The 17,912-nt window shown below is 54.3% G+C and carries 15 protein-coding genes; 5 read left to right on the forward strand and 10 right to left on the reverse strand.

Annotation, left to right across the window (positions count from 1 at the left end; translation table 11 throughout):
- Positions 1-1,059 carry an outer membrane-stress sensor serine endopeptidase DegS gene (gene degS / locus E2F51_RS04605; RefSeq protein ID WP_134822865.1) on the forward strand — a complete coding sequence of 353 codons (1,059 nt, stop codon included), beginning with the start codon at positions 1-3 and terminating at the stop codon, positions 1,057-1,059.
- Between the two features lie 50 nt (positions 1,060-1,109).
- Here degS and mdh read toward each other — a convergent pair whose 3' ends face one another.
- Positions 1,110-2,045 carry a malate dehydrogenase gene (gene mdh, locus E2F51_RS04610; RefSeq protein WP_134822866.1) on the reverse strand — a complete coding sequence of 312 codons (936 nt, stop codon included), beginning with the start codon at positions 2,043-2,045 and terminating at the stop codon, positions 1,110-1,112.
- Between the two features lie 435 nt (positions 2,046-2,480).
- Between mdh and argR the strand changes: the two genes are divergently transcribed.
- The 3 genes from argR (at position 2,481) to yhcN (E2F51_RS04625) (ending at position 4,037) form a co-directional block, all read left to right on the forward strand.
- Complete coding sequence (gene argR / locus E2F51_RS04615; protein ID WP_013204072.1) at positions 2,481-2,951, forward strand: transcriptional regulator ArgR; 471 nt, start codon at positions 2,481-2,483, stop codon at positions 2,949-2,951.
- 437 nt (positions 2,952-3,388) lie between these two features.
- Positions 3,389-3,652, forward strand: a complete 264-nt coding sequence (gene yhcN, locus E2F51_RS04620) for a peroxide/acid stress response protein YhcN (RefSeq protein WP_013204073.1) — start codon at positions 3,389-3,391, stop codon at positions 3,650-3,652.
- Positions 3,653-3,767: 115 nt separating this feature from the next.
- Positions 3,768-4,037: a peroxide/acid stress response protein YhcN gene (gene yhcN, locus E2F51_RS04625; RefSeq protein WP_013204074.1), complete on the forward strand. Its 270-nt coding sequence runs from the start codon at positions 3,768-3,770 to the stop codon at positions 4,035-4,037.
- A 158-nt stretch (positions 4,038-4,195) separates the two neighbouring features.
- Here yhcN (E2F51_RS04625) and E2F51_RS04630 read toward each other — a convergent pair whose 3' ends face one another.
- From E2F51_RS04630 to aaeX, 5 genes are all read right to left on the reverse strand, one after another.
- On the reverse strand, positions 4,196-4,459 hold the full coding sequence (locus tag E2F51_RS04630) for a barstar family protein (protein ID WP_013204075.1): 264 nt from the start codon (positions 4,457-4,459) through the stop codon (positions 4,196-4,198).
- A gap of 52 nt (positions 4,460-4,511) precedes the next feature.
- On the reverse strand, positions 4,512-5,966 hold the full coding sequence (locus E2F51_RS04635; RefSeq protein ID WP_134822867.1) for an NAD-dependent succinate-semialdehyde dehydrogenase: 1,455 nt from the start codon (positions 5,964-5,966) through the stop codon (positions 4,512-4,514).
- Positions 5,967-6,093: 127 nt separating this feature from the next.
- The gene (gene aaeB / locus E2F51_RS04640; RefSeq protein WP_134822868.1) at positions 6,094-8,052 is read right to left on the reverse strand and encodes a p-hydroxybenzoic acid efflux pump subunit AaeB; all 1,959 of its coding nucleotides are present in this window, start codon (positions 8,050-8,052) and stop codon (positions 6,094-6,096) included.
- A gap of 13 nt (positions 8,053-8,065) precedes the next feature.
- Complete coding sequence (aaeA, locus tag E2F51_RS04645; RefSeq protein WP_134822869.1) at positions 8,066-8,998, reverse strand: p-hydroxybenzoic acid efflux pump subunit AaeA; 933 nt, start codon at positions 8,996-8,998, stop codon at positions 8,066-8,068.
- 7 nt (positions 8,999-9,005) lie between these two features.
- A complete protein-coding gene (gene aaeX / locus E2F51_RS04650) occupies positions 9,006-9,209 on the reverse strand; it encodes a p-hydroxybenzoic acid efflux pump operon protein AaeX (RefSeq protein WP_013204079.1) in 204 nt (67 codons plus the stop codon).
- A 280-nt stretch (positions 9,210-9,489) separates the two neighbouring features.
- Between aaeX and aaeR the strand changes: the two genes are divergently transcribed.
- The gene (aaeR, locus tag E2F51_RS04655; RefSeq protein WP_013204080.1) at positions 9,490-10,407 is read left to right on the forward strand and encodes an HTH-type transcriptional activator AaeR; all 918 of its coding nucleotides are present in this window, start codon (positions 9,490-9,492) and stop codon (positions 10,405-10,407) included.
- Positions 10,408-10,478: 71 nt separating this feature from the next.
- Here the strand turns inward: aaeR and tldD are convergent, their stop codons facing one another.
- The 4 genes from tldD to E2F51_RS04675 all read right to left on the reverse strand — a co-directional run bounded on the left by tldD (position 10,479) and on the right by E2F51_RS04675 (position 17,904).
- Complete coding sequence (gene tldD, locus E2F51_RS04660) at positions 10,479-11,924, reverse strand: metalloprotease TldD (RefSeq protein ID WP_134822870.1); 1,446 nt, start codon at positions 11,922-11,924, stop codon at positions 10,479-10,481.
- Between the two features lie 83 nt (positions 11,925-12,007).
- Entirely contained in the window at positions 12,008-15,832 is a 3,825-nt protein-coding gene (gene yhdP / locus E2F51_RS04665; protein WP_134822871.1) for an AsmA2 domain-containing protein YhdP, read from the reverse strand.
- 19 nt (positions 15,833-15,851) lie between these two features.
- A complete protein-coding gene (gene rng, locus E2F51_RS04670) occupies positions 15,852-17,321 on the reverse strand; it encodes a ribonuclease G (protein ID WP_053145081.1) in 1,470 nt (489 codons plus the stop codon).
- A complete protein-coding gene (locus E2F51_RS04675; protein ID WP_134822872.1) occupies positions 17,311-17,904 on the reverse strand; it encodes a nucleoside triphosphate pyrophosphatase in 594 nt (197 codons plus the stop codon). Before E2F51_RS04675 ends, rng begins: the two co-directional genes overlap by 11 nt.
- Positions 17,905-17,912: the final 8 nt, after the last annotated feature.

The following is a 17,912-nucleotide window of genomic DNA, read 5'->3' on the forward strand; positions in this document are numbered from 1 at the left end:
ATGTTTCCTAAACTATTGCGTTCAGTGCTTCTTGGCCTTGTAGTTGCGGGTTTGCTGCTGGCCGGCATGCCAGCATTGCGGATCGGCAGTGACTTTTTCTCGCACAAAGATGACAGCGCTAATGAAACGCCTGTCAGCTACAACTCTGCCGTGCGTCGGGCTGCCCCGGCGGTAGTGAATGTCTACAATCGCAGTGCCAATGCTTCTGCTGACAACCTCGAAATCCGCACGCTGGGATCTGGCGTGATCATGGATGGGCGTGGCTATATCCTCACCAATAAACACGTGATCAACGATGCCGAGCAGATTATCGTTGCGCTGCAAGATGGCCGCATCTTTGAGGCAATGTTAGTGGGTTCGGACAGCCTGACCGACCTTGCAGTGTTGAAGATCACCGCGTCCAGCCTACCCGTTATCCCAATCAATCCCGCGCGCATTGCCCATATCGGCGATTTAGTGATGGCTATCGGCAACCCGTACAATATTGGGCAGACGGTGACCCAGGGGATTATCAGCGCCACTGGCCGCGTTGGTCTGAGCCCTTCCCGCTACCAGAACTTCTTACAGACAGATGCTTCCATCAACAAAGGGAACTCGGGCGGCGCCTTGATTAACTCTCTCGGTGAACTGATGGGAATCAATACGCTTTCGTTTGATAAGAGTAACGACGGTGAAACGCCGGAAGGCATTGGCTTTGCCATCCCTACGGCACTGGCTGCGAAAATCATGGATAAGCTTATTCGCGATGGTCGCGTAATCCGTGGGTTCATCGGCATCAGTGGCCGTGAAGTGCCGCAAATGCACGGACAAAACAGTAGCCTGGATCATATTCAGGGCATTGTGGTGACCAATGTTTCTCAGGGAGGCCCGGCAGCGAAAGCGGGTCTGCAAATCAATGATGTGATCACCAACGTGAACCATAAACCGGCTATTTCGGCGGTGGAAACAATGGATCAGGTTGCGGAGATTCGACCAGGAACCGTCATTGACGTGGAGATTATTCGCAACGATCAAAAAATGACGCTGCCGATTACCGTGCTGGAATATCCGGGGAATTAAGCGGGAAGTGATGGAATGCAGGGCCAGACAGCGCTGGCCCTGTAGCAGGCTTATTTAACGAATTCTTCGCCCAAGGTAATGTCTTTCTTCAGCGTATCAAACATGCCGTCCAACGACTTCTGCTCAAAAGCGCTCAGCGTGCCGATTGGTTTGCGCTCAACGATGCCGTTTTTACCCAGCAGCAGCGGTTGTGAGAAGAAGCGAGCATGTGCGCCATCTCCCTCAACGTAAGCACATTCCACAACGTTGCTTTCACCGTTCAGAGCGCGTACCAGCGACAGACCGAATTTGGCCGCAGCCTGGCCCATCGACAGCGTCGCGGATCCGCCACCTGCTTTCGCCTCAACCACTTCAGTACCCGCGTTCTGGATACGTTTCGTCAGATCGGCCACTTCCTGTTCAGAGAAGCTGACGCCTGGGATCTGGGAGAGCAGAGGCAAGATAGTCACGCCTGAGTGTCCACCCACTACCGGGATGTTCAGCTCGGCAGGATTTTTGCCCTTCAGCTCAGCGACGAAGGTGTTGGAACGGATGATATCCAGCGTGGTAACGCCAAACAGTTTGTTCTTATCGTAAACGCCGGCTTTTTTCAGCACTTCCGCGGCAATCGCGACCGTGGTGTTAACCGGGTTAGTGATGATACCTATCAACGCCTTAGGGCAGGTGCTGGCAACCTGTTCAATCAGATTACGAACAATACCGGCGTTAACATTGAACAGATCGGAGCGATCCATGCCTGGCTTACGCGCCACGCCAGCGGAGATCAGGACCACGTCAGCGCCTTTCAGCGCCGGCGTTGCGTCTTCGCCACAGAAACCTTTGATATTGACTGCGGTAGGGATATGGCTCAAATCAACAGCTACGCCAGGCGTAACGGGAGCGATGTCGTACAGAGAGAGGTCTGAACCCGCCGGAAGCTGGGTTTTTAGCAGAAGTGCGAGAGCCTGGCCAATACCGCCAGCTGCGCCGAGAACTGCAACTTTCATCCTGAACTCCTTATTATAGTGAGCGTAAAGTGCTGTGAATCCATCTGGTTATGAACATAGTCCAGCCTTCAGCGCTTTGCGATTGCTTTCATGTCGATCTGAGCGCTCACGCCCAAAACCGCTGAAGCAAATGATTAACCGCATAGGGTGCAAGGCCGCTCGTAGCCAGCGACAAACAGCACGATTCGGCCTTACATTACACCCTTAGCGCTAAGCAGAACAACATCAATTTAATAACAAATCGTTTACTTTTTGCGCTACATCCTTGTCTGAGCGGGCATTTTTTTTCCATCAAAAGTTTGGCATACTGTTGCCCCTTCAACGCTCCCCCGCATAAAACACCCTGCCTTATTGCATAACCATTCATTTAATTGCATAATCACCGCCAGTCCCATCAGGGAATCCCCTTTATTTCTGACTCTTAAGCGGAAGCCTATGCGTAACCCATCAAAACAGGAAGACCTGATTAAAGCCTTTAAGGCTTTATTGAAGGAAGAGAAGTTCAGCTCGCAGGGCGAGATCGTCGCCGCTTTACAGGAAGATGGCTTCGACAATATCAATCAGTCTAAAGTCTCCCGCATGTTGACCAAGTTTGGTGCTGTGCGCACACGCAACGCCAAGATGGAAATGGTCTATTGCCTGCCTGCGGAACTGGGCGTGCCGACCACCACCAGCCCGCTTAAAAACCTCGTGCTGGATATCGACTACAACGATGCGTTGGTGGTAATCCATACCAGTCCGGGTGCCGCGCAGCTTATCGCTCGCCTGCTGGATTCCCTCGGCAAAGCTGAAGGGATCCTTGGCACCATTGCCGGCGATGACACCATCTTTATTACCCCTGCCCGCGCCTTTACGGTAAAGCAGCTGTTCGAAGCGATCCTGATCCTCTTCGAGCAAGAGTTATAAGCAGCAGCAATTAACGCCTGATTTTTAACCTAAGGCTAACCACCCCGTATCATCATCTTTTCTTAGAGCCGGCGCCTGCCGGCTTTTGCTTTTCTGCCCTTCCACGCCCCACTAATAAGCATGATGCACTGCCTCGCGGGCGACATGTCAGGCAGAAAAACCAGATACTCTCGTCTCATGGTGTGATCCACCACAAATAAGCGCACGAATGGCTAAAGTCACATATCCCTATGTTTTTACATGTATTTAACATGGATAGGGCAACTTATAAGCGTTTTTTATAACGTCTGGTTATTAAAATGCAGTTTTCGGTTAAAGTATCCCAACAAAACATTATTAGCACGCTATTAATTTTTTACGTTATTAGATCTATACTTGTTTTCGTGATGACAATCACACTAAACAAAAAGATAAAAACATACTACGAGGAAATAATCATGAACATTAAAACTACTGTTGCGGCTGTAACCGTTCTTTCTGCTCTCTCTTTTGGTGCTTTTGCAGCTGAATCTGTTAACGCGGATCAGGCGCAAAATCTGCAATCAGTTGGCACCATCTCCGTAAGCGGCGTTGCCGGTTCACCGATGGACATCCGCCAGCAGCTGAATGCGAAAGCTGACGCTCAGGGCGCAAGTGCTTACCGTGTTATCGAGGCGTACAACAACGGCAACTACCACGCGACTGCAGAGCTTTACAAATAAGCAAAGATTACCCGGAAATACGGTATTAACGACAAAATAAAAACGGTAACCCCAAGAATAATAAACGCTTTTTAGCCCTTTCGGTTATCGCTCAACCCTATGTGGAGCATCTATCATGAAAACTAAATTAGCAATCGCCGTACTCGGCCTGGCCTCAGTTCTTTCTTTCGGCGCCAGCGCCGCTCACCTGATAACTGATCAGCAGGCAAGCGAGCAGAACCTGCAGTCAATGGGCACCATTAGTGTCAGTGGTGTTGATGGCGCGCCAACCGATATCCGTCATGAGCTTTCTCAGAAAGCGGATCAGCAAGGTGCCAGCTCTTATCGTGTGATCGAAGCGCGTAACGATGGCAACTACCACGCCACCGCAGAGCTGTATAAATAAATTCTGATAAGTACAAAAAATTAGAAGGTGCCAGCACCTGCGTGTTGTCGAACGCGCGAATCCCTCTCGCTGGCTTGTCACTGCTACAGTAAGACATTCCTCGTCAGTATGACGAACCCTTTGGCCCCGCTTGTCGGGGCCCTTTTTGTTTCTGCTGACTAGCGAACGTTAAAACGGAGCTGCCCTTCCAGCTCCTCTTCTGCTTCATCAAAGAGCAGGATTAACGCGCCATAACGCCGCTTCTGTCCGCTCCCCAAATGTACAAATTCAATTTCCAGGGGTAATGGCAACAGCGTCACCGCGTCCCATAAGCTGTCCAAATCCTTCACATTCAGATCGGCCAGCGCAAACCGTTCGCTGAACTGGCGGTAGAAGTGTGCCTGATCGACAATTTCATCAAAATCAAAAATCTCTGTTCTCATGCTAGCCGCTCCACGAGGCCCACGGTTGGGCGGCATACTGCCGCCCGGTGAGTTACAGTCCCCCAATATGCAGGGCTTTCACTTCTAAAAACTCTTCCAGTCCCAGCACCGAACCTTCACGTCCTAGGCCAGATTCTTTTACGCCGCCGAAAGGTGCCAGCTCCGTCGAGACGGCACACTCGTTAATGCCGACCATGCCACTCTCCAGTGCCGCCGACACGCGGAACACACGCTGAAGGTTTTGCGTATAAAAATACGCAGCCAGCCCGAACTCGGTATCATTTGCCCGACGAATAACCTCGTCTTCCTCATCAAAACGGAAGCAGGCAGCCACGGGGCCAAAGGTCTCTTCTTCTGCCAGCTTCATCTTCTCGTTGGCTTCGGCTATCACCGTGGGCTGCCAGAAATTGCCACCCAGAACATGGCGGGCACCGCCAGTAACAATCTTGCCTCCGTGGGCGACCGCATCCTTGACGTGTTCTTCCACTTTCTCCAGCGCAGAAGCCTCTATCAGCGGCCCGACGATCACCCCTTCTTCCATGCCATTACCGACCTTCAGTTTCTTCACCTCTTCAGCCAGCTGGCTCACGAAGCGGTCATAAACGCGGTTGTGGATATAGAAGCGGTTCACGCTGACGCAAACCTGGCCAGCGTTACGGAATTTATTGGCGATGGCGCCTTTCACCGCGGCATCAATATCGGCATCGTCAAACACGATATAGGGTGCGTTACCGCCCAGTTCCATCGAGACCTTTTTCATCGTCTCTGCGGCATTTCGCATCAACAACTTGCCGACGGCGGTCGAGCCGGTAAACGAGATCTTCCGAACCGCCTTGCTGGCCATAATGGCATCGCTGATTGCATGGGTGTCGCCTGCGACGGCATTGAGGACACCATCGGGTACACCGGCTTTCTTCGCCAGTGCCAGCAGCGCAAAGGCTGAAAGTGGGGTGTTGTTGGCGGGTTTGATAATGCCGGTACAGCCTGCTGCCAGTGCAGGACCAAGTTTGCGGGTCAACATTGCCATGGGGAAATTCCACGGTGTGATCGCGGCCACCACCCCAATCGGTTCCCGCGTGGCCAGGATCCGCGAGCCGGCTTTGGCAGGAGGAATGATCTCGCCGTTAGCGCGCTTGGCCTGTTCAGCAAACCATTGAATGAAGCTGGCGGCATACTCCACTTCGCCTTCAGCTTCCTTCAGCGGTTTGCCCTGTTCGGCGGTCATTAACTTCCCGAGCCAGGCTTTGTTGTCGATCATCAGCTGATACCAGCGGTTGAGGATTTCGCTGCGCTCTTTGGCCGTTTTAGCACGCCAGGCGGGGAAAGCCTTCTCTGCAGCCGCGATCGCCTGCTCTGTTTCGCTTTTACCGGCTTTGGCGACCTGGGCTACCACTTCACCCGTTGCCGGATTCAGTACATCGAAGGTGGCAGCGGTACGCAGCCATTTGCCATCACAAAAATAGCCGGTCTGGAACAGTTCGTGATCCTGAAGTAATGAGGTGCTCATCGTGTTCTCCTGAGGGGTTTGCCATCCTGATGGAATAAGTATAGATGGCACACTTTATCCCTGTATGAACCCGTCGGAGAGAAACGTGAATGGGAAAGCGCTGATACCGGGCAGTATCAGCGTAAAGTCAGATTTGGATGAGGGTGTTCTGGTACTTTTTCAGCGTATTCGCCAGCCTTTTGACCGGCTCGGTTACGTTCAGCGGCGCGTCATAATGCACCAGCTTGCCCTGATAAGTGTCCAGCTCGGCCAGCAGCTGCTCGAAGTAACGATGACGTTTTGCATCGGTTCTTGCGGCAATGACCTGATCGGCGGTATGCCGCAGCTGTTTATGGTAAGCCGATAAATCCTCATTAACCGGGATATCTGCATCCCGCAAACGCTGGTGCCCGATGATCAACGTCAGGGCAATGCGGAATTTATCGATATCACCAGGGAAAATGTTCAGCAACATAAAGAGCTGGTGATACAGCGCCGGCAGATGATTCTCACGACGGCGAGCCTGATTGGTACTCATGGCGGCCACCGCGGCATACATAAAGCGATTCAGCAAAATGCGGCCGGTGCGGGCTTTCGACGTGTCCCGGATCAACAGGATCACCAGCAGCGCGAGGAAGCAGCCGATAGCCTGCCCCAACGCGTTATCCAGAAACGCGGTGACGTTAAAGGTCATCGGGTTATCCAGGGTAATAATGTTGATGGTGCCGACCAGGCCACCCAAAGTACCAATCTGCCGCCGCTGGATCAGTATTCCACCGATAAATGCCATCACACCCAGCGAGATGCATAACAGCAGCATACTTTGCTGGGTTGACGGCATGATCACCATGTAATAGAGCGATCCGAGCGGGATCGCCACGATCATGCCGTAGAGGAAATCCTTCGCCATCATCAGGGGATTCGGCATACGCATCGCCAGTGCGGTGATCACCGCCAGCATGACCATCGCGCCGCTTCCGGAAGCCCAGCCGGTCCACAGCCAGAAAAGAGAGCCGACTGCGGTGGCCACAAACGTCCTGATACCGTTGATCATCGCATGGCGGGATTCGGCCGAACGCATCTTCACCACCGGCTCATCCTTCAGCACTTCCCGCTCGATACGGCTGATGCTGCTATTGGTATGGATGCCTTTTAACAACAACAGGTAGCGCGTGGCGGCGACTACCCAGTTCTGCAACGTAACCGGCGTGTTTTTGCTGCCACTGGTGGTGATAACCCGGCGCATAATCTTCATCCGCTTGTGGATGTCACCGATGTTTTCTACCGATTTATCAAAGAAGATATGGAACTGCGGCGGGACATACTCTTTTCGGCTGTCCTGGATCAGATAGGTTTCGGCGGCCTGGGTAATCAGCGCCAGCGAAAGGGTATTCAGTGCACGCATGCGCTCATCGATTTTCTGCCAGCGGCTGGACTCCATCATCAGGTTACCCCGCATGCCGTTCAGCGCCGTGGTGCGGCGAACCAGGTTGGTCCACAGCCTGTCGACTTCTTCCTTGTCGCCGTGCGCGACACAAAGCTGCATCAGCTTGTACTGATCCCCCAGCAGGGCATCAATTTCCCGGTCAATGTCCTGCTTCACCGAGCGCGGCGAAAACAGCATATCGGCGAGGATGGCGCAGACAATCCCGATGATGATTTCGCTACAGCGTTCCACCGCAAACTGCGGAGCCAGCAGCACCGAGCCGTTCGCATCCCCACTGACCACAATGATCAGCGCGGTGTAACCCGCCAGACCCAGCGCATAGGAGTTTTCAATTTTGATCAGGGAAGAGAGCCAGACGCAGAGTCCGGCCCACATGCAGCAAAGCAGCATCATTAACGCCGGTGCCCTGATGGTGGCGATCATGATGGTCAGTGCCGCAATACACCCCAGGAAGGTGCCGATGATACGCAACATGCCGCGGTGGCGAAGCGCGCCGGAGAACGGATCGCCACCGGCAGCAAACGCCGTTCCGCCTGCCACGATGCAGGCGGTCATTACCGCCCAGCGAGGCGTCTCAAGATTGAAGTGAAAACCGATTAGCAAAGACAGCACAATGGCAAAAGTCAGCTTGATCGGGAACCGCAAACGGTGCCACTGCATAATGCTCTCCTGCTTAGCCGAACTCACGCAGGCGATGCATCAACTTCGACATCGGTGACATCTGTTCCGGCTTGCGATCGGCTGCGCCGGTTACCACTACCGTCGCCGTGGTGCCGGATGGATAAAGATTGCCCTGCTGCTCGTCCAGGTGAATACGCACCGGCACACGCTGCGCCAGACGCACCCACTCCAGGTTGGAGTCAATGGTCGCCATCCCTTTGCTGTCGATGGTGCTGCTGCTGTTAGTCACACCCGCCGCAACGCTGTCCACCGTACCATGCAATACGCGGTTGCTGCCCAGCGGCGTAATCTCGACACGGTAACCCGGACGGACGCCTTCCAGCTTGGTTTCTTCCATATAGGCCAGCACATAGAAAGTATGCTGCTGCACCAACGCCACGGCGGTTGAGCCACGGGTAATGAATTCACCGCGGTAAACGTTCAAGTTAGTCACCCAACCATCGGCCGGCGCTTTCACCACGGTACGCGTCAGATCCAGTTTTGCGGTATCGCGCGTCGCGATGGATTTCGCCAGCTGGTGCTCGGAGGTCTGGTAATCGTTATTGGATTGCTCGATGGCCTCACGGGACATGGCAGTGACACCCAACTGATTGCGGCGGGCCGCTTCACGACGTTTCTCGTTCACCAGCGCCTGGTAGTAAGCCACATCGGCTTCAGCTTCATCCAGCGCCTGTTGATAGCGCGGCTGATCGACCACGAACAGCACCTGGTCTTTCTTCACCAGCTGGTTATCGCGTACCTTAACATCCGTTATCAGGCCGCTCACGTCCGGGGCAATCGCCACGACATCCGCAGTAAATTTAGCATCACGTGTCCACGGGGATTCTGTGTAGAACACCCATGCGCGGAAAATCAGGATAACGGCGATGACGACCAGAATCAGGGTTATGGCGTATCGGGCAATTTTTGTAGTTAGCGCTTTCACTATGACCTCAGACAAACAATCGGGAAACCAGGTAGAACAGGCAGCAGTAGAGTGCTGTATTAAACAGTGCAGGATGCCAGACCAGGTCATAGATCCCGGTGGGTGTCAGCAAACGACGCACCAGCCAGAACAGCATCAATGACACAATAATTTCGAAGAAAATGGGCGGAAAAGAGAGCCCAAATATCACAATAACCGGAAGCATACTCATCTTTTATCCTTGTCAGTACCTTACCGGGCACACGCCTTCTGGCAGACTCAAGCCACCTCCCGGTTGAGGGGGGCTGCTGCTTTACAGGTTGATGATGATAGAGTAACAGACAAGCTGTCAGATAATCATAACCGGCGCTCAATGAATAATAGCGTATTCAGGAGCCAGCATTGTGGTGAGTAGAGTTACGGAAAGGTAACCCGGCGCCGCTATAATAACGCGCCTGACTATGTGTTTTCTACCTAATGTGATCTAAATCACTTTTAAGCCAGGGTTAACAATGGAAAGACTTAAGGGCATGTCCGTGTTTGCACGGGTGGTAGAACTGGGATCCTTTACCGCGGCGGCTAACCGGATGCAAATGAGCGTCTCGGCCGTCAGCCAGACTGTAGCCAAACTGGAAGATGAACTCCAGGTCAAATTGTTGAATCGCAGTACCCGCAGCCTGGGACTGACCGAAGCCGGGAAGATCTACTTCCAGGGCTGTCGACGAATGATGTCTGAAGCGCAGCAGGTTCATGAACAGCTGTACGCGTTTAACAATACCCCAGTGGGAACCTTGCGCATTGGCAGTTCATCAACCATGGCGCAAAACGTGCTGGCCAACATGACGGCGGAGATGCTGCGGGAATATCCCGGCCTGACCGTAAATCTGGTCACCGGCAGCCCAGCTCCCGATCTTATCGCTGACGGGCTGGATTTAGTGATCCGCGTCGGCGCGCTGCAGGACTCGAGTCTGTTTTCACGGCGGTTGGGGTCAATGCCGATGGTGGTTTGCGCCGCAAAAAGCTATCTGACCCAACATGGCACACCGGAGAAACCGTCAGATTTAGGTAACTTTTCTTGGCTGGAGTACAGCGTCCGCCCGGATAACGATTTCGAGCTGACGTCGCCTGAAGGCGTCTCTATCCGCCTTTCTCTTCAGGGGCGTTTTGCCACCAATGACTCACAAACCCTGATCCGCTGGCTGGTTTCAGGAACCGGCATCGCCCATGTGCCGTTAATGTGGGTGATCGATGAGATTAACGCCGGACAGGTGGAGATCCTGTTTGCCCATTATCAATCCGCACCACGGCCGGTTTATGCGGTTTATACCCAGAAGGACAAGCTGCCGTTGAAGGTGCAGGTGTGTATTAACTATCTCACCGAGTATTTCGATAAGGTGGCGGACGTTTATCAGGAATCGCGGCAGGAGTAGAGGCCAGAAAAGCCAAAGGGACGATTTCTCGTCCCTTTGGGTGTCGCTTTTCAGCTATGCGTTTAAACGGATTACGCGGTGCCGCCAACCGTCAGCTTATCAAGCTTCAGCGTGGGCTGACCCACACCAACCGGCAGGCTCTGGCCTTCTTTACCGCAAACGCCCACGCCTTTATCCAGCGCCAGGTCGTTTCCGACCATCGAGATTTGCTGCATCGCTTCGATGCCCGAGCCAATCAAGGTCGCGCCTTTTACCGGTTTGGTGACCTTGCCGTTCTCAATCAGATACGCTTCTGAGGTAGAGAACACAAACTTACCTGAGGTGATATCAACCTGACCGCCGCCGAAGTTCGGTGCATACAGGCCGTACTCCACGCTTTCGATGATGTCCTGCGGCGGGGATTTACCGGCCAGCATATAGGTATTGGTCATACGCGGCATTGGCAGATGAGCATAGGACTCACGGCGGCCGTTGCCCGTTGGGTTAACCCCCATCAGGCGCGCATTGAGCTTATCCTGCATGTAACCTTTCAGAATGCCGTTTTCAATCAGTACGTTGTACTGACCCGGTACGCCTTCATCATCGACAGCCAGCGATCCACGCAGACCTTCGATGGTGCCATCGTCGACCACGGTACAGAGCTCAGAAGCCACCAGCTGCCCCATCTGGCCACTAAAGACCGAGGTTCCACGGCGGTTAAAGTCGCCTTCCAGACCATGACCGACCGCTTCATGCAACAGCACGCCCGGCCAGCCGGCACCCAGTACCACCGGAATGGTGCCTGCCGGGGCAGCAACCGCATTCAGATTAACCAGCGCCATTCGCACCGCTTCACGCGCCCAGGCTTCAGCACGCATTTCGCCAGACTCATCAGCCAGGAAGAATTCATAGCCGAAGCGCCCGCCGCCGCCGCTTGAACCACGCTCACGCTTGCCGTTCTCCTCTACCTGCACGCTGACAGAAAGGCGAACCAGCGGGCGAATATCGGTGGCCAGCGTGCCGTCAGTGGCGGCCACCAGAATCATTTCATACACGCCGCTCAGACTGGCGCTGACTTCCTGAACACGTTTGTCCGCAGCACGGGCGGCGCTATCGACGCGGTGCAATAACGCAATTTTTTCTTCACGGGTCAGGCTCTGCAGCGGATCCACCGTTGGGTACAACGAACGATGCATCACCGCGCCAAGCGTATGGGATTTTCCGTTCCCCTGCTCACGGACAATGCTGCGCGCAGCGGTAGCGCTCTGCGTCAGGGCATTCAGCGTAATCTGGTCTGCATAGGCAAAACCGGTCTTTTCGCCGCTGACGGCACGGACGCCGACACCCTGATCGATATTCCATGAACCGTCTTTAATGATGCGGTCTTCCAGCACCCAGGACTCGTGAAAGCTGGACTGGAAATAGAGGTCGGCATAATCCAGTTTACGTTCAGACAGCTGACCGAGAAGGGAAAAGAGATCCTGTTGATTAATGTTGTTAGCAGTTAGTAACTGCTCACTTACCAGATTCAGACTCATGAATTCTCGCTCTGTTTGGATGAGCCAGTAACCGCTGGCATCGCATATCTATAGCCTGAGGCAATTCGCAGGTCACGTCAAATTCACTTCGCGCTCTTTTCAACGGGCTTACGCAGCACTTCGTCAATCTGCGGCTTATCGATCGAGCCGGAAATATGGTAGCGAAGCACCGAAATTTTGTTCCACAGCGGACCGAGCACTTTGCTGGCGGCAAACACCGCCGCACCGACAATCGGATTGACCGCAAACGCTGCAGCCACACCGACGGTCGCGGAGATCTCTGGTGCCACAACCGCTTCCATATCGATCTGGCGTTTCACCAGGTCCATTTTGCCCTTCATCGCAATGTCAGCTTCCAACCCGTCCACCAGCAAATTGTCGGTGTGCATCACGCCCTTTTCAATCCAGGCCGTTCCGCTGATCGAGTCGTAATAGAAGCCCTGACTGAAGGTATCGCTGAAATCCAGCCGCATTTTGCGCAGCAGCGCATCGAAGCTGACCAGCCGCAGGAGCTGTCCGGCTCTGCCGGTATTCACATCGGCAATTTCACCGGCACCGAAATGCGACTTCAGCACGCCGCTTAAGGTTGCTTCTGACGGCTGCCACGGAGCGGACTGCCAGTGAAGATCGTAATCGATATTGAACGGCGAATTCCGCAGTGGCGTATTCACCCCAAACCAGTTGGTGGCATCATTGATTTTTTTACCACTGAGCACGCCTTTTAAAGCCGTACGCTGGGCGCCAGGACGATTAACCCACTCGCCCTCGACTTTCAGCCGCGAGCTACCGGTATCAATCAGGCCATTTTTCAGGGTCAGCGTGTCGCTGGAATGGCTGACATCTGCCGCCATCCGGCCAAATTTCTGCCCGCGTATCCAGCATTCATCGCAGGTCAGTGCCAGCGCTGGCCAGCTGCTGAAATCAATCTTGCTGCTGTCGCCCGGCAGAGGAGAACTGCCTTCGGCGGAGGCCCATTCCGGATTGTAATAAAGGTAGTTGAGATGAGCAGCCCAGGGTGAGCGTTGGTTCATCTTCAACGTGCCGTTAATCTCTTTGCCCTTAGCCTGAATCTGCGTGTCTCCCGATACGGTCTCACTCAGCGTGGCTTCAAGATCGTGCCACAGCTGGCCACCCAGCGTCAGCGCTGGCGTGCGTAGGGTGATATTCCCCGGAATAAACGCCCGGCTTTTAGTGGCCTGCTGCGAAGACGATCCACCTGCCGTTTTGCCTGTGCTTTGGCTGTTGAACAGCCCCAGCCAGGCTTCGCCATCCAGCGGAGGCAGATTCAGGACCATGCCGTCCGCCTCGGGGAGGGGAGGCAGACCTTTGCTGTTGTTCTCCCAGATTCCACGATCGATCTTCAACTGCTTGCCAAAGAGCCACTGGCTATTGAAGTGGCGGTTGCTGCCGACAGAACCGCTGAGGTTGAAACTTTTGAGGTCACCTTTGGCGCTGACTTTAACCGGCATCGCCACATTCCGCTCTTTATCCAACGGTGGAGGTAAGTGACTACTCACATTTTTCAGGTCACCGTCCAGTACAACCTGATAGTTTGCGCTGCCAGCGTGCGGCAAATTGATCAGCACGTTGCTCTTCCAGCTGGCATCGCCGGTGAGTTTGTCACGGATCTGCGCAGGAACCACATCCATCTTGCCTGGCTGCCAATCCCCTTTAAGATCAACGCCAATCTGGTAGTTCTTGTCGCCCTCAAGGGTGTTGAAGCTGACGTCCATCGGCTGCCCGAACCAGTTGGCCGTCATCGGGTCACTCTTCAGATCGCCATTATCGTAGGTAAAGTGGCCAGTCAGCTGCTTGATGGTGCTATCAAGCGGCTTGATGTACAGCGTGTTGTCCTTCAGATTCACATCGCCGGTGGCCCGGACCAGCTCGCCATCGAGCGGAATATCCAAATGTAAGCGACCACTCACATCGCCGCCAATCTGCAGCTCATCAAGCGCGGCACCCAGTGACGGTTTCAATGGCGTCTGATTAAAGTAATCGCCAATCGCTTTGCCGGCACCGTTGATGTCAGCATCAATGATCAGCTTCTCTTTCAGATAATCCGGGATTACCGCCGAGATATTTCTGCCATCAACCTGCCCCAGTTTGGTGTGTTCGGCTTTCATAAACAGGCCGTCATTCACGAAGTCGAGGTTGATATCCAGATTTTGCAGATCCGGCCAGCCTGGCTGGAACTGGAAGGTTGATTGTTTCAGCGGCACCCAGACTTCAAACTGCCCGTCATTATGCTTGAACGGGAACAGTTGGGGGTTGCCGGCGAAAATCAGTGAGGCATTCTGCACCTGCCCGCCCTTAATGGCGCCGCTGAGGTAGTCCACCAGCGATTTGCCCATCAGCGGTTCAGGGAAGTAACGCCAGGCATCGCCGGCATCGGTCACATTGATGCCGGCCAGAATATCCAGTCGGGGCGCTTTGTCCTTCGGCTGGGCGTAGGTGAAGTCGCCTTTCGCCCACAGGGAACGCGCCTTCACATCTAACTGATGGCCTGCAAGGGTGAAGTGGTCGTTGGCGTACTGCCAGCTCAACGCCCCTGTGGCATGTTCTATTTCAAGCGGTGCCCGGAACATCGAACCGTAAGGTAAGGTGGCGTTGTTGACGTTGAAATCGACCTGCCCGTTCGCCACCGCACCGCTCACCGATCCACTGAAATGCGCCATACCGGGCAGCAGTTCCCAGTGTTGCCAGCTGAGATCCCGCCATTTGGCCTGGAAACGGCTCTTTTCAGGTTGTTGAACAGGAATATCCACCGCCAGCGCTTCAATGCGGCCTTTAGGTTGCAACGCACGCCAGTTTTGCAGCAGTGTTGGGGTCAGTTTGGCAAACAGAGGGATCAGCGGATCCAACCGTTCCAGATCCAGCTGGGTGGCGCGCACGCGGACTTCTTCATTGTGATCCGGGCCAGGCAATACGCCATTCTCAGGCTGCCACATACCCGACAGCTGGCCTTTCGGCCACGGGTGGCCGTCGGTCACCAGATTGGTCTGTGGGACCTCAATGCTCCAGCCGCTGTTGAAGCGGGCAATGTGTGCGGTAACGTTATCGACGGTCAGATGATGCTGCTGTTGGTCGCCCTTCCAACTCGCGCCGCCTTTTTTCAGCTGAATATCGCCATCATAGATTTCACCCTCTTTCAGGCTCATCCATGCTGCCAGACTGAATCGTGCACTGTCCAGGCTGGTATTATCGCGCATCCCCTGGCCTAACCAGGGTTTCACGTCGACATCATCCGCCTGCATCCACACCCGGCCGGTATCCAGATAGCCGTTACTGTCGCTCAGATCCAGCCGCACCTGAATTTCACCATGCTGACCGTTAAAACTGGACAGGCTGACCACGCCTTCCGCACGGTGACGGTTTTTTTCGTTTAGCCAGGTGAGCTGAGGAACATCCAGTCGCGCACGCTGACCGGAAAGGGTGACAAAGCTGATGTGACTGTCGCGAAGATCGAAGTGATCGAACTGACGAAGGAACAGATCGCTGAACTTACCCGGCTCCAGCTGCAGTTTCTCACCGTTGCCTGAGGTTAACGGCTGACTGGTGGCCAGATTTAGTTGGTAGAAGGTCAGATTACGGAACTGCCAGCGCAGGTGCAGCATTGACTGCCAGATATCCAGCGCCAGCGTGATGCGTTGGGCTTTTAAGTCATCACCTTCTTTCAGGCTGACGTGCAGATCGCGGATTTCCAGCACCGGGCCGAAGTTTTCCCAGGTGCCGTTCAGCGCACTGGCTTCCACCGGCATGCCGGCCACAGACGAAATTTTTTCCAGCAGCGGTTCGCGCCAGCTGTTCAGATGCGGCATCACCAGACGCAGCCCACTGACCATCAGCGCAACAATCACCACGATGGTTGCGCCAGTCAGTAGCAGGATCCCTGGTAATCGCCTCACACACTTCTCCTTGTGCTGGTCACATCATGATCACGTCAAACTGCTCTTGGGTATAGAGCGGTTCAACCTGGACTTTGACCTGCTTGCCAACGAAGATTTCTACTTCGGCCAGCGCGTGTGATTCTTCGGATTTCAGCGCTTCACCCACCGCAGGTGAAACGTATACCAGGAAGCGGTCCGAGTCATAAGCATGATGTACGCGAACAATTTCACGCATGATCTCATAACAGACCGTCTCAACCGTTTTCAGCGTGCCGCGTCCCTTACAGACCGGGCAATCCTGGCAAAGCACATGTTCAATACTTTCCCGGGTGCGCTTACGCGTCATCTCCACCAGCCCAAGCTGGGAGAAGCCATGGATACCGCTTTTTACCCGGTCTTTACTCAGACCCTGCTCAAGGGAATGCAGCACGCGGCGTCGGTGATCTTCATTGGTCATATCGATAAAGTCGATGATGATAATGCCGCCGAGATTACGCAGACGTAACTGCCGGGCAATGGCATGCGTCGCTTCAATGTTGGTATTGAAGATGGTCTCATCAAGATTGCGATGGCCGACGAACGCGCCGGTATTGATGTCAATGGTGGTCATCGCTTCGGTTTGATCGATGATCAGATAGCCACCGGACTTCAGCTCCACTTTGCGATCCAGCGAACGTTGGATCTCATTCTCAACGTCAAACAGATCGAAGATCGGTTGCTTGCCGGTATACAGTTCCAGTTTGGCGGTCATCTCCGGGATATATTCGCCGGTAAACTCCACCAGGTGCTCGTAGGTCAGACGTGAGTCAATGCGGATCCGGTCGAGCGCTGCACCGGCAAAATCACGCAGGATGCGCTGGGATAAGGCCACTTCGCCATACAGGCGGCAGCGCGTCTGGTTGCGTTTTCTGCGCTCAATGACCTTGGTCCACAGGCGTTTCAGAAATGCCGCGTCAGACGCCAGCTCAACCTCACCCACGCCTTCAGCCGCCGTGCGGATGATGTAACCACCCAGCTCGTCACAGTAAGCAGACACCACCTTTTTAAGACGGTCGCGCTCGGCTTCACTTTCAATACGCTGAGACACACCCACGTGTGAGGCGCCTGGCATAAACACCAGATAGCGCGATGGCAGAGTAATGTCTGTGGTCAGGCGTGCGCCTTTGGTGCCCAGGGGATCTTTCACCACCTGAACCACCAGGTCCTGCCCCTGTCGGACCAGCTCGGAGATATCGCGCACTGAGAAGTTTTTCTGTTCATCTCCGGCGACGCATTCCGTATGCGGCATGATATCCGAGGCGTGCAGGAAGGCGGCCTTTTCCAGACCGATATCGACAAAAGCGGCCTGCATGCCGGGCAACACGCGGCTGACGCGCCCTTTATAAATATTGCCCACAATCCCACGGCGCGCTTCGCGCTCGATATGGATTTCCTGCAGGATGCCGCCATCAATATAGGCTACACGCGTTTCCGAAGGGGTGATATTTACCAGCAGTTCAGCGGTCATGTTGTTCCCTTACCTCACGCAGTGACTGAAAATGGCTGAGTAACTCAGCGGTTTCAACCAACGGCAACCCGACCACTGCGTGATAGCTTCCATTAATTTTGCGAACAAAATTGCCTCCCAACCCCTGAATGCCATAGGCTCCGGCTTTATCCATCGGTTCACCGCTGGCAATGTAGGCGGCAATATCCTCAGCGGTTAAGGTGCGAAAAGTGACGTCGGTGACCACCAGACAGTCCAGGATGCTCGTTTTATCTGCCAGCGCAACGGCGGTCAGTACCTGATGCGTCTGACCAGACAGTTTAGTCAGTATTTTGGCGGCGTCAGCCTGATCTTCAGGTTTTTCCAGCACCTCACCGTTCAGCACCACAATGGTGTCTGCGCCAAGCACCGGCAGATCCCGTTCTGCCACGGCAACACCGGCCTGAGCTTTTTCACAGGCGAGACGGCGAACGTAGGCTTCAGCCTGCTCGTCCGGGCGTTTCAGTTCTTCAACTTGAGTAGAAAGGCGTTCAAAGCGCAGGCCAAGCTGCGTGAGCAGCTCGCGACGACGGGGAGAACCAGAGGCCAGATAAAGGGATACCATAATCGTCC

Source organism: Erwinia sp. QL-Z3 (assembly GCF_004551645.1).
GTDB lineage: Bacteria > Pseudomonadota > Gammaproteobacteria > Enterobacterales > Enterobacteriaceae > Erwinia > Erwinia billingiae.

Coding starts and splice junctions, on each gene's coding strand:
- degS (WP_134822865.1), top strand. CDS start 1: ATGTTTCCTAAACTATTGCGTTCAGTGCTTCTTGGCCTTGTAGTTGCG.
- mdh (WP_134822866.1), bottom strand. CDS start 2,045: ATGAAAGTTGCAGTTCTCGGCGCAGCTGGCGGTATTGGCCAGGCTCTC.
- argR (WP_013204072.1), top strand. CDS start 2,481: ATGCGTAACCCATCAAAACAGGAAGACCTGATTAAAGCCTTTAAGGCT.
- yhcN (WP_013204073.1), top strand. CDS start 3,389: ATGAACATTAAAACTACTGTTGCGGCTGTAACCGTTCTTTCTGCTCTC.
- yhcN (WP_013204074.1), top strand. CDS start 3,768: ATGAAAACTAAATTAGCAATCGCCGTACTCGGCCTGGCCTCAGTTCTT.
- E2F51_RS04630 (WP_013204075.1), bottom strand. CDS start 4,459: ATGAGAACAGAGATTTTTGATTTTGATGAAATTGTCGATCAGGCACAC.
- E2F51_RS04635 (WP_134822867.1), bottom strand. CDS start 5,966: ATGAGCACCTCATTACTTCAGGATCACGAACTGTTCCAGACCGGCTAT.
- aaeB (WP_134822868.1), bottom strand. CDS start 8,052: ATGCAGTGGCACCGTTTGCGGTTCCCGATCAAGCTGACTTTTGCCATT.
- aaeX (WP_013204079.1), bottom strand. CDS start 9,209: ATGAGTATGCTTCCGGTTATTGTGATATTTGGGCTCTCTTTTCCGCCC.
- aaeR (WP_013204080.1), top strand. CDS start 9,490: ATGGAAAGACTTAAGGGCATGTCCGTGTTTGCACGGGTGGTAGAACTG.
- tldD (WP_134822870.1), bottom strand. CDS start 11,924: ATGAGTCTGAATCTGGTAAGTGAGCAGTTACTAACTGCTAACAACATT.
- rng (WP_053145081.1), bottom strand. CDS start 17,321: ATGACCGCTGAACTGCTGGTAAATATCACCCCTTCGGAAACGCGTGTA.
- E2F51_RS04675 (WP_134822872.1), bottom strand. CDS start 17,904: ATGGTATCCCTTTATCTGGCCTCTGGTTCTCCCCGTCGTCGCGAGCTG.